Here is a 13,655-nt window from a genome sequence, read left to right as displayed (position 1 = left end):
ACCGGTTGCTCAAGCCGGTCAAGGAGAGGCTTCGTCATTCCGACGACCCGTCAGGAAGCATTTCGGACGGTCGAGGGCATGCCGCGCCCTCTCGGCGGACGGTTACCTGGTGAGTGCCGGGATGACGTGCTGGCCGTAAGCGTCGATCGTGGCCTCCCGGGCGTCGTGCATGTCGTAGAGGGCGAACTGGTCGACGCCGAGGTCGCGCAGGGCCCGCAGCTTCTCGATGTGGGCCTCGGGCGGGCCCAGCAGGCAGAAGCGGTCGACGATCTCGTCGGGGACGAAATCGGTGGACGGGTTGCCGGCGCGGCCGTGGTGGCTGTAGTCGTAGCCGTGGCGGGATTTGATGTACTCGGTGAGCTCCTCGGGAACCATCGAGGAGTGCTCGCCGTAGCGGGAGACCAGGTCGGCGACGTGGTTGCCGACCATGCCGCCGAACCAGCGGCACTGGTCGCGGGCGTGCGCGAGATCGTCCCCCACGTACGCCGGGGCGGCCACGCAGATGGTGATCGAGTCGGGGTCGCGGCCGGCCTCCCTGGCGGCCTGGCGGACCGCCTTGACCATCCACTCGGTGAGGTAGAGGTCGGCGAGCTGGAGGATGAACCCGTCGGCCTTCTGTCCGGCGAGCGCGAGGGCCTTGGGCCCGTACGCGGCCATCCAGACGGGCAGCTTCCCGTCCGTGATCCAGGGGATCCGGATCGGGTTTCCGTCGACCAGTGCCTCGCGGCCCTCCGCCAGGTCCCGGATGACCTCGATGGCGTCCCCGAGCCGGGCCAGGGTGTTGGGCGCGCGCCCGGCGACCCGCATCGCCGAGTCCCCGCGCCCAATCCCGCAGACGGTGCGGTTGCCGTACATGTCGTTGAGGGTCGCGAAGGTGGAGGCGGTGACCTCCCAGGTACGCGTTCCGGGGTTGGTCACCATCGGACCGACGTGCATCCGCTGCGTATTGGCGAGGATCTGGCTGTAGATGACGAACGGCTCCTGCCAGAGCACTGCGGAGTCGAAGGTCCAGCCGTAGCGGAACCCGTTGCGCTCGCCGCGCTTCATGAGGCTGACGACCTGGGAGGCCGGCGGGTCGGTTTGCAGGACGAGGCCGAAGTCCATGCATGGCTCCTTGCTGCTGCGTACGGGCTTACGGCTTACAGGTACTGACAGGTGGAGCGGTGGACGAAGGCACCGTGGCCGGCTCGGCCCGTGAACTCGCGGCGGTCGATGACCACCTCGCCGCGCGAGAGGACCGTGTCGACGCGTCCGGTGATCCGCTTGCCCTCGTACGCCGAGTAGTCCACGTTCATGTGGTGCGTCTCGGCGGAGATGACCTGCTCGGCGTGCGGATCGTAGAGGACGATGTCGGCGTCGGAGCCCGGCGCGATGGTGCCCTTCTGGGGGTAGAGGCCGAACATCCGGGCCGGGGTCGCGCAGGCGATCTCGATCCAGCGGCGGCGGCTGATGTGCCCGTCCAGGACGGCCTGGTGGAGGAGGTCCATGCGGTTCTCCACCCCCGGCAGCCCGTTCGGGATCTTCGAGAAGTCGCCCCGGCCCAGCTCCTTCTGGCCGCGGAAGCAGAAGGGGCAGTGGTCGGTGGAGACCACCTGAAGGTCGTTCGTCCGCAGACCCCGCCACAGCGCCGCCTGATGATCGCGCGGACGGAGGGGGGTGGAGCATACGTACTTGGCGCCCTGGAAGTCCGGCTCCTCCAGGTTGTCCGTGGACAGGAACAGGTACTGCGGACAGGTCTCACCGAAGACCGGCAGACCCTTGTCGCGGGCGGCGGCCAGCTCGGCCACCGCCTCCTCCGCCGAAACGTGGACCACGTAGAGCGGGGCGCCGGCCACCCGGGCCAGTTGGATCGCCCGGTGGGTGGCCTCGGCTTCGAGGAGGACCTTGCGGACCTCGCCGTGGTGACGGGGATCCGTCTCCCCGCGCGCCAGGGCCTGCTCGACGAGCACGTCGATCGCGATGCCGTTCTCGGCGTGCATCATGATCAGCCCGCCGTTGCCCGAAGCCCGCTGCATCGCCCGCAGGATCTGCCCGTCATCCGAATAGAACACGCCCGGGTATGCCATAAACAATTTGAACGAACTTACGCCTTCTTCGACGAGTCCGTCCATTTCCTTGAGGGAGTGTTCATTGACGTCCGACACGATCATGTGGAATGCGTAGTCGATCGCGCATTGCCCGTCGGCCTTCGCGTACCAGGTGTCCAAGCCCTCTCGGAGGGAGTGCCCGGGTGTCTGCACCGCGAAGTCGACGATCGTCGTCGTCCCGCCCCAGGCTGCGGCCCGTGTTCCGGTCTCGAACGTGTCCGACGCGAAGGTGCCGCCGAACGGCAGCTCCATGTGCGTGTGCGCGTCGACCCCGCCGGGGATGACGTACTTCCCGCTCGCGTCGATCGTCCGGTCGGCCGTCCAGGTTTCGGCGGCCGCCGTGCCGTGTGCCGCGAGGGCGGCGACCCGGCCGTTCTCGATCAGCACGTCGGCGTGGAGCTCGTCGGATGCGGTGATGACGAGCCCGCCGTGGATCAGGGTGCGGATGTTCATGTACGTCTCCCCCGGTGTTAGTTGAGGCTGCGGAGGGCCTCGGCGAGGATCTCGGCGCCCTCTTCCGCCTCGGCGACGGTGAGGGAGAGCGGCGGCGCGATGCGCAGCACGCTGGTGTTGTGGCCGCCGCCCTTGCCGAGCAGCAGGCCGCCGGCCCGGGCGGCCTCCAGTACGGCGGCGGCCGCGTCCGGGTCGGCCTGGTCGGTGCCGGGTTTGGTCAGCTCCAGGCCGGCCATCAGGCCCCGGCCGCGTACCTCCCGTACGGCGGGCACGGTCGCGGCGATGGCCCGCAGCCGCTCCAGCAGCAGGCCGCCGACGCGGCGGGAGTTGCCCTGGAGGTCGTGTTCGAGGAGGTAGGCGAGGTTGGCGACGCCGGCGGCCATGGTGACCGGGGAACCGCCGAAGGTGGAGATGGAGTTGGAGTCGAGGCAGTTCATCACCTCGGGCCGGGCCACGACTCCGCCGATGGACATGCCGTTGCCGATGCCCTTGGCGAAGGTGATGATGTCCGGCGGGCCGTTCTGGGCGTGGGCCTGCCAGCCCCAGAAGTGCTCGCCGGTACGGCCCCAGCCGGTCTGCACCTCGTCGCTGATCCAGAGGATGCCGTGCCGGTCGAGGACCTTTCGGAAGGATCCGTAGAGCCCGTCGGGAGGGGAGGTGAAGCCGCCCACGCCCTGGACCGGTTCGGCGATGAGCGCGGCGACCCCGCCGCGCGCCTGGCCGAGTACGTCTTCCAGGTCGGCGACGGCGGCGGCGGTGAAGGCGGCGTCGTCCAGGTGGGCGAAGGGTCCGCGGGTGCGGACCGCGCCGTGGACGTAGTACGTCTGGAGCGGCGAGAGGCTGGTCGGGGACCAGCCGCGGTTGCCGGTGATCGAGACGGTGGAGAAGGACCGGCCGTGGTAGCTGTTGCGCATCGCCAGGATCTGGTTGGAGCGGCGGTACGTCGTCGCGAGCAGCAGGGCGGTGTCGTTGGCCTCGGTGCCGGAGGTGGTGAAGAAGACCCGGGCGTCGGGGATGCCGGACAACGCCGAGACGCGCTCGGCCAGTTCGATCATCGGGCGGTTGAGGTACAGGGTGGAGGAGTGGATGATCCGCCCGGCCTGTTCGGCGACGGCCTTGGTGACCTCGGGCAGGGCGTGGGCGGTCATCGTGGTGAGGATGCCGCCGAAGAAGTCGAGGTAGCGGTTGCCGTCGGCGTCCCAGACGTGGCGGCCCTCGCCGTGGGTGAGTTCGAGGGGGCGGTCGTAGTAGAGCGCGAGCCAGTCGGGCAGGACGGAGCGGTGCCGGCTGTGCAGGGGGATCGGGTTGGTCACGGCTGTACGAGTCCTCCATAGGCGTCGGGGCGGCGGTCACGGTAGAAGGCCCACTGGTCGCGGACCTCCTTGATGAGGTCGAAGTCGAGGTCGCGGACGAGGAGTTCCTCCTCCTTGTCGCTGGCCACGTCCCCGACGAACTGGCCGCGCGGGTCGACGAAGTAGCTGGTGCCGTAGAAGTCGTTGTCGCCGTACTCCTCCTGGCCGACGCGGTTGATGGCGGCGACGAAGTACTCGTTGGCGACGGCGGAGGCGGGCTGCTCCAGCTGCCACAGGTACCCGGACAGGCCGCGGGAGGTGGCGGACGGGTTGTAGACCAGCTGGGCGCCGTTCAGGCCCAGTTCGCGCCAGCCCTCCGGGAAGTGCCGGTCGTAGCAGATGTAGACGCCGATCCGGCCGACGGCGGTGTCGAACACGGGGAAGCCGAGGTTGCCCGGGCGGAAGTAGTACTTCTCCCAGAATCCCCTGACCTGGGGGATGTGGTGCTTGCGGTACTTGCCGAGGTAGCTGCCGTCGGCGTCGATGACCGCGGCGGTGTTGTAGTAGAGGCCCTCGGACTCCAGCTCGAAGACCGGTACGACGATCACCATGCCGGTCTCGCGGGCGAGGGCCTGCATCCGCTGGACGGTGGGGCCGTCGGGGACGGCCTCGGCCCAGCGGTAGTGCTCGGGCTCCTGGACCTGGCAGAAGTAGGGGGCGTTGAAGACTTCCTGGAAGCCGATGACCTGCGCACCCTGGGCGGCGGCCCGGCGGGCGTGCTCCTCGTGTTTGGCGATCATCGACTCGGTGTCTCCGGTCCAGGTGGCCTGGACAAGTGCGGCGCGGACGACTTGGGCCATGAGCTGCTCCTCGCGACGGGGTACGCCGGCTTCTACGCACGTAGAGGGTGTACGACGGCTGCGCGTAGGGAGTTGAAGGTAGGCCTCGGCCAGGCCCGGGGCAAGACCGCCTTGCGCGGTTGGAGTAGTCGATCAGCAAACGCAGGAGTTACGTCGACACATGGTCGATTCCGGTCAGGAGACGGGCAGATTCGCGACTCGAAGGGCGTGCAACAGGTCGCGGTGGTGAGCCCCCGAGAGGGCTTCGGCGGCGCGCAGCAGCCTGGGGGCGAACCACCGGGGGTCCCGGCGGGCGAGCCGGGCCGACTCCTCGGCGGTGCGGACCCTGACGAAGGCGGCGAGCAGCGCGTCGGCCTCCTCGGTGTGGCCGGCCGTCCCGAGCACGAGGGCGATCTCGGCGATCTCGGCGGCCGGGCGGGCCGCGCCCTGGCGCAGCAGGGCGTCGCGGTCGGCCGGCCCGAGGACGGCGGCGGCCGCGGCGAACCGGGCGGGCGGCAGCGAGGCCGCCTCCCAGAGCAGGGTGGCCCAGTCCGCGGCCAGGCCGGCCCGCCGCAGCTCCTCCCCCAGCAGGACCAGCCGCTCGGCGGGCCCGGCGGCGGCCTCGCAGAGCAGCACGTGCGCCTCCCCGCTCCGCCCCTGCCCCCGCAAGGCCACGAGCCCCTCCACGAACCCGCCGGGGGCCCCGGCCCACTGGGCGGGCGCGGCGTTCGGGGCGCCTCCGGGGGTGGAGCCGGGGGCGGAGCCGGGCCACTGGGCGGAGCCTGCGGGCCGGCCACCGGCGCGGGCCTGGTCCGGCCACGGGGTGGGCTCCCCCTGCGGGTGGGGCCGGGGCCCCGGGTCGGGGGCGGAGGTGTATCCCGTGCTCCAGGCCGGGGGGCCGGGCGGGCGTCCGGCCTGGCCCGTGGAGCCGGCGTCGCCACCCGGCCGGCCGGAAGCCGGTCCCCAGGGCGCCTCCGCCGAAGCCCCGGTCCCGCCGTGCCCGGCCGCGGGTCCGGACCCGGGATGCCCGGCCGCGGGCCCGGACCCGGCGTAGTCGCCCGTACGCCCGGGCCCGGCGTAGCCGACCGTACGCGCGGGCCCGCCGTAGCCGTCCGTACGCCCGGGCCCGCCGTAGCCGACCGTACGCCCGGACCCGCCGTAGCCGACCGTACGCCCGGACCCGGCGTAGCCGTCCGTACGCCCGGATCCTGCAGAGTCGTCCGTACCCCCGGCCCCGGCGTAGCCGCCCGTACCACCCGATCCCGCGTAGCCGTCCGTACCCCCGGCCCCGGCGTAGCCGCCCTGGCCCGAAGCGGCGGGCGCCTGCCCGGTGTCCGATTCTTCGGAGCCCGGGCGGGCGGGCTCGTACCGGGCTTCCCGGGTCTGGCCCGCATGCCCGGCCCCGCCCGCCGAAGCGTCCTGTTCCGGCACCGGGTCCCCCGGCGGGGCGGGCTCGGCCGCCGGGCGGGCGGGCCGCCCGAAGCGGGCCCCGCGCAGGGGCGTGGCGGACGCCGGCTGCCCCGGGGGCATGGTGACGGCCTGGGCTTCGGGCGCTGCCGTGCCCGCGTACCGGGCCCCGCCGCTGCGCCGCGCACCGCGCAGCCAGCGCCCCTCGGCCCGCCCGACCGGCTCCCCCGCTCCGTCCGGCGCGGGGCCCGATGCCGCGTCCGGATCCGCGTCCGCATCCTCGCCCGGGGACCCCGTCCGTGTCGGCGCGCCGCCCTGCGTCCCTTCCCGCGGCCCCGGCCACACCGAGCCCGGCGACGTCGGGGTGCGCTGTGCGGGCACCGCGTTCAGGGCCTCCGGCCGCGCCGGCGACGGGTACCCGGGCCAGTCGGCCCCCGGGGACACCGCCGTGAGGCGGGCCGTCAGGTCCTCGTGGCGGGCCGTCGCGCGGGCGTCGTCGTCGCGGGTCCAGGAGAGTTCCCGGGACAGGGCCTCCGCCTCCGCCGGGTCCGCCGTCTCCGCGAGCCGCGCCGACAGCACGCGCAGCGCCGCCCGGGCCCGCGCCCGTTGCTCCGCGGCCGACGCGAGCAGGGTGCGCAGTTCCTCCACCCCGCCCGGCAGCCGGTCCCAGACCGCGACCGCCGCGGCCCGCAGTCCGGCCGCGTACCGCGTCTCCCGCGAGAGGTCGCCCGAGCCCGCCGATGCCGCCAAGTCACCCAGCAGGGACTCCAGTACGTCCCACGGAGGCATCGCGGCCCCGTCCAGACAGGCCCGCATCCCCTCCGGGTCCCGCCGCAGGAACTCCCCGTACCAGCCGGCCCCTGGATCCAGTCGCTGTGTCAATCCCCGCATGTATCCGGAGAGTTGGCCGATCAACTGCGAAGTCGCGGTCTCCATCCCCGCATTGGATCCCACCCGTGTTACGGGCGGGCTACAGGAGTCTCAAAGCTTGACGGCGGGCGGGGCAAGCCTGACCGCGATCGCGGTGTGCGGCCGCTCGCGCCGGACCACGGCCGCCGGCACGTCCAGCATCCAGAACTGCCACGTGTACTTGCGCGTCATCAGCTTCCGCACCCGCTTCAGCCCGGCCGCGTCCAGCAGCCGCGCCTCGCCCTCGACCACCGCGGCCCCGTCGGCCACCCGCCCGCGTACGTCACAGGCCACGACCGTGACCCGCCCGTCGTTGCGGATCCGCTTGACCTTCCACGCGTCGTTGCGCGTCCACACGTACAGCTCGCCGCCGTCCGCCACCGCCCACACCGGCGTGGCCACCGCCGTGCCGTCCTTGCGGAAGGTGGTGAGACTGACGTACCTCGCTCGGCCCAGCTCCTCGATCGTCATGCGCCCGACCCTACGCGTGCCCGATCGCGTGCCCGCCAACGGGAGCGGCCCGTCAACGGGAGGTGACGGCCCGCTCCAGGAGGCCGCGCAGCACGCTCTGCTCTTGCGGGGCGAGCCCGGACAGCGGGGAGCCCTCGGAGAGGAGCGCGAGGAGCCGGGCGCGCAGGGCGGTGCCCTCGGGTGTCAGGACGAGGTGCTTGGCGCGGCGGTCGGTGGGGTGCGGGTGCCGCTCGATCAGGCTCTGCTTCTCCAGCTTGTCGACGACGAACGTGGTGTTGGAGGGCTCGCAGCTCATGCGTTCGGAGAGGTCCCGCATGGTCATCGGCCCGCTCATCTCCCGCAGCGCGGTCGCCTGGGCCGCGGTGAGGCCCAGCGTGGCGGCACGCTCCCGCACGTGCTCGGCGATCCGCTGGGCCAGTCCGTTCACCAGTCCGCACAGCTGCCGCTCGGCGATGGCCTGGATCTCGGGAGGTGTGGTCATGACGTCAGTTTAGCAAATGACTCAAGCCAGAATATTTACAGCTTGAATGATTCGAACTTGATGCTTATGGTTGGCCTCGCCGTCCGGCAGACCGGCCGGCGGCGGCCTGACGACCACTCACAGGGGAGCACCCATGCCCGATTTGACGACGGCGCGCGACGAACGACTGCGCCGGCCCGCGGGAATCCGCTCGCTCTGGCTCGGCGACACGAAGGTCTCGTACGTGCCGGACGGCGACGTGCGGCTCCGACCGCTGCCGCTGCTCCCGGACACCACCGACGAGGTGTGGAACGCCCACCCGGAGTACCTGGACACCGCGGGCCACCTCGTGGCGAGCGTCGGCGGCCTGCTGGTGGAGCACGGCGGCCGCGCGCTGCTGATCGACGCGGGCTTCGGCCCGCAGACGCTCCGGGCTCCGGACGGCCCCGTCGGCGTGATCCACGGAGGCGCGCTCCCCGACAGCCTGGCCGAACTCGGCCGCGCCCCCGGGGACATCGAAGCGGTGGCCTTCACCCACCTCCACTCCGACCACATCGGCTGGGCCGTCCACCCCGCGCCCGGCGAGGACCACACCGTCTTCACCGGCGCCGAGTACCTGATCGCCCAGCCCGAGTGGGACCGGCTCGACCTGCTGGCGGCCGAGGGCACGACCGAGCGGGTCGCGGCCCTCGCACCGCGCGTGCGCACGCTCACCGACGGGCAGGAGGTCTTCCCCGGGGTACGCGTGCGGATCACCCCCGGGCACACCGTCGGGCACGCCGAGTACGTCATCACCGGAGGCGGCCGGCGCCTGATCGCCTTCGGCGACGCCCTGCATTCGCCGATCCAGATCGACCACCCCGGCTGGTCCTCGGCCTTCGACCACGACCTGGCCCGGACCGCCGTCCACCGCCGCCGGCTCGTCGCGGAGCTGGCGGAGCCGGGAACCATCGGCTTCGGCGTCCACTTCGCCGACGTGGTGTTCGGGCAGGTCCGGCAGGACGGGGACGGCCCGGCCTGGCGCCCGGTCGACGCCTAGTGGGTGTCTACGGAGTCCCGTACGGCAGGTCGACCCCTCGGTCCTCGGCGAGGGCCCGCAGCTTCTCGGCGTCGTCGGCGGGAACGCACACGAACGCCCGCAGGCCCTCCTCGCCGCGGCGCAGGACGTAGCTGCTGAAGCTGTCGGTCAGCTGGTCGCCGTCCTTGTCGAAGAAGAGCCAGCGGACGCGGACCAGGAAGATCGCGTCGCTGAGCTGTTCACAGCCCAGCCGCTCGTATCCGACCGAGGCGAGGCCGAGCCGGCGGTAGAAGGGATAGGACCGCTCCAGCCCGTCGGCCATCGCTTCCCGGGATTCGACCACGCCGGCGCCCCGGTCGTCGAGGATCATGCCCGGCATCCCCCACAGACCGGCCGCCGCCCGGGCGTCGTAGGACGTGAGGGTCGCGGCGTAGCGCGCGAGATAGTCGTCGATCTCGGCTCGGACGTCGTTCACGCCACCTCCCCGTGGGTGAGGGTCTCCCACGCCACGAACAGGTCGTCCGTCCCGGCCGGCCTCGTCTTCTCGACCAGCTCGCGGGTGTACGGGAGCTTCGCGCCCGCCCGCACCGCGTAGTGCTGGAGCGCCACTTCCAGGTCGGGCCCCATCGTGCGCTCCAGGTTGCCGCCGCACAGCCAGCCGGGGGCCTCTTCCCCCAGCTGGTACTTCGAGTGGAACTCCAGTGCCGCCCGGAGCCGCTCGCCCTGCTCCCCGTACAGGTCCACGCCCTGGTGCCAGGCCGTCTCCGCGATGTGCGCGGACGCCGCGAGCGCGTAGCCGACGTGCATGAGGTTGCGGCAGGTCTCCTGGGAGACGCCGTCGACGTACGTCCCCTGGCCGAACCAGTACGCCGCGACCTCGTCCGGCGAGTCGATGCCGGTGTGCGGCGGGGCCAGCGGGTGCGCGCCGTCCCGCTTGAGGTAGAAGTACGCCGGGACGCGCTCCCTGAACCGCTCCAGGGACTCCTGGAAGACGGCCCGGTCCTCCAGGAAGACGGAGATGCTCAGGGCGGCATCGGTCATGGCCAGCTCCCAGTTGCCGTTGTACGCCGGCACCTGCGCGCGGACGGCCGGGAGGTAGGCGGTGCGCAGCATCTCCTTGAAGCGGTCGACCCGGGCGGCTCCCCAGCCCGGGTGGTCGGCGTGGACGATCTCGGCGGCGCGCGCCCAGGTGGAGCCGGACCAGGCGGCCTGGAGGCCGGCGTTGTCCTCGGCGTGGCGCTTCATCACGGCCGACCAGCCGTCCATGATCTCCACGGCCTTGCGCGCGTGGGAGGCCTTGCCGTTCACCGACCACAGCAGGGCGTGGGTGTACGCGGCGATCGCGTCCTGCCGTTCGTCGAGGCAGGACTGCGGCCCGGAGTTGAAAGGGCAGGGCACGACGTCGGCCGGGTGCGGCTGGTAGTCGAGGGAGGCGTAGCGGCTCTTGAGGAGCGCCTGGTACGCCGATTTCCACGGCTCCTTGCCGGCCGCGACCATCTGCTTCGCGTGCTGGAGCCGGGTGTGGCTGACGACGACGCCCGGGTGGCGGAAGACCACGTCGCCCGGGTCCTTGGCGTGGGCCCGGCCCTTGGGAGCGGCGCACGCCGCGAGCAGCAGGCCGCCCGCGAGGAGGGCGCCCACGAGTCCGAGGCCGAGTCGCTTGGATGTGGATGCGTTCATGTCTGACACGCCTTCACGCTTGCCCCGCGCCCCGGCCGTCTCACCGCCGATTGGTCCGTTCGGCCGCGACCCGCCCGCTCCCCCGGACCTCACACGGGCACGAGGGCGCAGCGCCGCATCACTTCGTCCAGGGAGAGCCCCAGCGCCCCGGCGAGGGCGGCGACGGTGAAGAAGGCCGGGGTCGGGGCCCGGCCGGTCTCGATCTTGCGGAGGGTTTCGGCGGAGAGCCCGGCACTGGCCGCGACCTCGACCATGCTGCGGCCACCGCGGGCCGTGCGCAACAGGGCGCCCAGCCGCTCGCCGCGCTCGTGCTCTTCGGGGGTGAGGGGGGTACGGACCATGGCCTCATCCTACCCCGGAGCCCAATAAGTATCCCGTTACAGTTATACCGGTATAGTTATTGGCATGGTGGAACTGAAGACAGAACGATCGATCGACCAGATGCGCGCCGCCGGCCGCGTCGTCGCGCACGCCCTCGCCGCCGTCCGGGACCGGGCCGCCGTGGGGGTGTCCCTGCTGGAGCTGGACCTGGCCGCGCGCGAGGTGCTCCGCGAGGCGGGCGCCAGCTCGCCCTTCCTCGGCTACCGGCCGCGGTTCGCGCCGGTCCCCTTCCCCGCCGTCATCTGCGCCTCCGTCAACGACGCGATCGTGCACGGCATCCCCGACGGCTACCGGCTCCGCGACGGCGACCTGGTCAGCATCGACTGCGGCGCGAAACTGGGCGGCTGGGTGGGCGACGCGGCCGTCAGCTTCACCGTGGGCCGGACCCGCCCCGCCGACCTGCGGCTCATCGCGACCGCCGAGGCCGCCCTCGCGGCAGGCATCGCCGCCGCCCGGCCCGGTGGCCGCGTCGGCGACATCGCCCACGCCATCGGCACCGTCTGCCGCGCCGCCGGGTACGGCATCCCCGACGGCTTCGGCGGCCACGGCGTCGGACGCTCCATGCACGAGGAGCCCGGCGTGCCCAACGAGGGCCCGGCGGGGCAGGGTACGAAGCTGCGCGCCGGCATGGTGATCGCGATCGAGCCGATGCTGATCGCGGGCGGTACGGACGACTACGCCTGCGACGCGGACGGCTGGACCCTGCGGACCGTCGACGGCAGCCGCGCCGCGCACGCCGAGCACACGGTCGCGATCACCGCCGCCGGTCCGAGGATCCTCACCGCCCTGTAAGGCCTACCGCTCCCCGCCCGGGCGCACCACCATCGCCGAGCCGCCGCCCCGCCGGCTCGTCTCGGCCGCGGCCAGCCACCGCCCGTCGGGCAGCCGCTGGACTCCGGTGGCCGCGCCGATCTCCGGGTTCTGCCGGAAGCCCTGGCCGAGGGCTTCCAGCTCGGCCCGGACCGGGCTGTTCCACAGGCCCGGCTCCAGCTCGGTGGTGGTCTGGTTGCGCTGGCTGGCCCGCGGCGCGGCGATGGCATCGACCAGCGGCAGCCCGCGGTCCAGGTGCCCGGTCAGGGTCTGGAGCACCGTGGTGATGATGGTCGCTCCGCCCGGGGAGCCCAGCGCCAGCAGCGGGCGTCCGTCCTCCAGCACGATGGTCGGGGACATCGACGAGCGCGGCCGCTTGCCGGGGCCCGGCAGGTTGGGGTCGGGGACGCCGGGGGCGGCCGGGGCGAAGGAGAAGTCGGTCAGCTCGTTGTTGAGCAGGAAGCCGCGCCCCGGGACGGTGATGGCGCTGCCGCCGGTCGACTCGATGGTCAGGGTGTAGGAGACCACGTTGCCCCAGCGGTCGGCGACGGTCAGGTGCGTGGTGTTCTCCCCCTCGAACGTGGTCGGGGCGGCCTGCCCGCCGGCGCCGCAGGCGACCGGATTGCGGGGATCACCCGGAGCCAGCGGGCTGGTCAGCGCCTTGGCCGGGTCGATGAGGCAGCCGCGCGAGTCCGCGTAGCGCTGCGAGAGCAGCTCCTTCGTGGGCACGTCCTCGGCGGCCGGGTCGCCGACCCAGCGGCCCCGGTCGGCGAAGGAGATCCGGGAGGACTCGATGAAGCGGTGCAGGTACTGGGCTTCGGTGAGCGCTCCGAGGTCGGTGCGCTCCAGGATGTTCAGGGCCTCGCCGACGGTGGTGCCGCCGGAGGAGGACGGGGCCATGCTGTACACGTCCAGGCCGCGGTAGCCGACCCGGGTCGGCTCCTGCCACTTGGTCGCGTACGCGCGCAGGTCCCCGGCGGTCAGATCGCCGGAACGGACCACGCGGGTGGCGGCCGGGTCCACGGGGGGCGTGCGCACGGCCCGGACGATGTCCTCGGCCAGCCGGCCCCGGTAGAGCGCGCCCGCGCCCTTGCGGCCGAGTTCCGCGTACGTGGCCGCCAGGTCGGGGTTCTTGAAGGTGGAGCCGACCACCGGGAGGTCCCCGCCGGGCAGGAAGAGCTTCCTCGTGTCGGGGAAGTCCCGGAAGCGTGCCTCGTTGAGCGCGGTCTGGGCCCGGAAGGTGGAGTCCACGGCGAAGCCCTCGCGGGCCAGCTTCTCGGCGGGCTTGAGGAGGTGGCCCAGCGAGCGGGTGCCCCAGGCGTCGAGCGCGCTCTTCCAGGTCGCCGGGGTGCCGGGCACTCCGACGCCGCGGCCGCTGGTCTGGCCCTCGGCGAACGGGATGGGCAGGCCGTTCTCCTGGAACAGCGCGGCGGTGGCCGTCGCCGGGGCGGTCTCGCGGCCGTCGATGGTGCGCACCCGGCCGGACCGGGCGTCGTAGTACACGAAGTAGCCGCCCCCGCCGATGCCGGCGGAGTACGGCTCGGTGACCCCGAGCGCGGCGGCCGTCGCGACGGCGGCGTCCACGGCATTGCCTCCGGAGCGCAGGACGGCGATGCCGACCGCGCTGGCGTCGGCGTCGACGCTGGCGACGGCCCCGCCGTAACCGGTGGCGACCGGGACCTTCGGCGGGGTGGCGGTCTGCGACGGCGGGGCGGCTGCCCCGGTCGAGACGAGCGCCCCGGCAAGCGCGACGAGCGCTAACTGACGTGCGGCGGGACCACGCATTCGGTTCCTCCAGTCGACTGCCTGTCAGACCTTGGAGCGGCAGCGTAACTTCCTTGCACCCAC

The 13,655-nt window shown here is 72.8% G+C and carries 13 protein-coding genes; 2 read left to right on the top strand and 11 right to left on the bottom strand.

Features of this window, described 5'->3' with window-relative positions; genetic code table 11:
• Positions 1-102: 102 nt before the first annotated feature.
• The 7 genes from AC061S_RS09165 to AC061S_RS09135 all read right to left on the bottom strand — a co-directional run bounded on the left by AC061S_RS09165 (position 103) and on the right by AC061S_RS09135 (position 7,939).
• A complete protein-coding gene (locus tag AC061S_RS09165; RefSeq protein WP_478685344.1) occupies positions 103-1,104 on the bottom strand; it encodes a TIGR03842 family LLM class F420-dependent oxidoreductase in 1,002 nt (333 codons plus the stop codon).
• A 35-nt stretch (positions 1,105-1,139) separates the two neighbouring features.
• Positions 1,140-2,540, bottom strand: coding sequence for a dihydropyrimidinase (gene hydA, locus AC061S_RS09160; protein ID WP_478685343.1), 1,401 nt, complete (start codon positions 2,538-2,540; stop codon positions 1,140-1,142).
• Positions 2,541-2,557: 17 nt separating this feature from the next.
• Positions 2,558-3,853: an aspartate aminotransferase family protein gene (locus tag AC061S_RS09155; RefSeq protein ID WP_478685342.1), complete on the bottom strand. Its 1,296-nt coding sequence runs from the start codon at positions 3,851-3,853 to the stop codon at positions 2,558-2,560.
• The gene (locus AC061S_RS09150) at positions 3,850-4,692 is read right to left on the bottom strand and encodes a nitrilase-related carbon-nitrogen hydrolase (protein WP_478685341.1); all 843 of its coding nucleotides are present in this window, start codon (positions 4,690-4,692) and stop codon (positions 3,850-3,852) included. The genes AC061S_RS09155 and AC061S_RS09150 overlap by 4 nt, the downstream gene beginning before the upstream one ends.
• Before the next feature lie 174 nt (positions 4,693-4,866).
• Positions 4,867-7,014 carry a hypothetical protein gene (locus tag AC061S_RS09145; protein WP_478685340.1) on the bottom strand — a complete coding sequence of 716 codons (2,148 nt, stop codon included), beginning with the start codon at positions 7,012-7,014 and terminating at the stop codon, positions 4,867-4,869.
• A 45-nt stretch (positions 7,015-7,059) separates the two neighbouring features.
• Positions 7,060-7,458: a PPOX class F420-dependent oxidoreductase gene (locus tag AC061S_RS09140; RefSeq protein ID WP_478685339.1), complete on the bottom strand. Its 399-nt coding sequence runs from the start codon at positions 7,456-7,458 to the stop codon at positions 7,060-7,062.
• A gap of 52 nt (positions 7,459-7,510) precedes the next feature.
• Positions 7,511-7,939: a MarR family winged helix-turn-helix transcriptional regulator gene (locus tag AC061S_RS09135; protein WP_478685338.1), complete on the bottom strand. Its 429-nt coding sequence runs from the start codon at positions 7,937-7,939 to the stop codon at positions 7,511-7,513.
• Between the two features lie 133 nt (positions 7,940-8,072).
• Here AC061S_RS09135 and AC061S_RS09130 point away from each other — a divergent pair, with 133 nt between their 5' ends.
• Positions 8,073-8,957: an MBL fold metallo-hydrolase gene (locus AC061S_RS09130; protein WP_478685337.1), complete on the top strand. Its 885-nt coding sequence runs from the start codon at positions 8,073-8,075 to the stop codon at positions 8,955-8,957.
• Positions 8,958-8,964: 7 nt separating this feature from the next.
• Here AC061S_RS09130 and AC061S_RS09125 read toward each other — a convergent pair whose 3' ends face one another.
• The 3 genes from AC061S_RS09125 to AC061S_RS09115 form a co-directional block, all read right to left on the bottom strand.
• Positions 8,965-9,411 (bottom strand): hypothetical protein, encoded by a 447-nt coding sequence (locus AC061S_RS09125; protein ID WP_478685336.1) that lies wholly within the window; start codon positions 9,409-9,411, stop codon positions 8,965-8,967.
• Positions 9,408-10,616 carry an alginate lyase family protein gene (locus AC061S_RS09120; RefSeq protein WP_478685335.1) on the bottom strand — a complete coding sequence of 403 codons (1,209 nt, stop codon included), beginning with the start codon at positions 10,614-10,616 and terminating at the stop codon, positions 9,408-9,410. The genes AC061S_RS09125 and AC061S_RS09120 overlap by 4 nt, the downstream gene beginning before the upstream one ends.
• An 89-nt stretch (positions 10,617-10,705) precedes the next feature.
• On the bottom strand, positions 10,706-10,957 hold the full coding sequence (locus AC061S_RS09115) for a helix-turn-helix domain-containing protein (RefSeq protein ID WP_478685334.1): 252 nt from the start codon (positions 10,955-10,957) through the stop codon (positions 10,706-10,708).
• A 64-nt stretch (positions 10,958-11,021) separates the two neighbouring features.
• On the opposite strand from AC061S_RS09115, the gene map reads away from it, so the two are divergent.
• The gene (map, locus tag AC061S_RS09110; RefSeq protein WP_478685333.1) at positions 11,022-11,789 is read left to right on the top strand and encodes a type I methionyl aminopeptidase; all 768 of its coding nucleotides are present in this window, start codon (positions 11,022-11,024) and stop codon (positions 11,787-11,789) included.
• A 3-nt stretch (positions 11,790-11,792) separates the two neighbouring features.
• Here the strand turns inward: map and ggt are convergent, their stop codons facing one another.
• The gene (gene ggt, locus AC061S_RS09105) at positions 11,793-13,592 is read right to left on the bottom strand and encodes a gamma-glutamyltransferase (RefSeq protein WP_478685332.1); all 1,800 of its coding nucleotides are present in this window, start codon (positions 13,590-13,592) and stop codon (positions 11,793-11,795) included.
• Positions 13,593-13,655 lie beyond the last annotated feature (63 nt).

Source organism: Streptomyces sp. CA189 (assembly GCF_056428985.1).
Note: the sequence above shows the minus strand (reverse complement) of the source record. Positions and strands in the feature narration are given on the sequence as shown.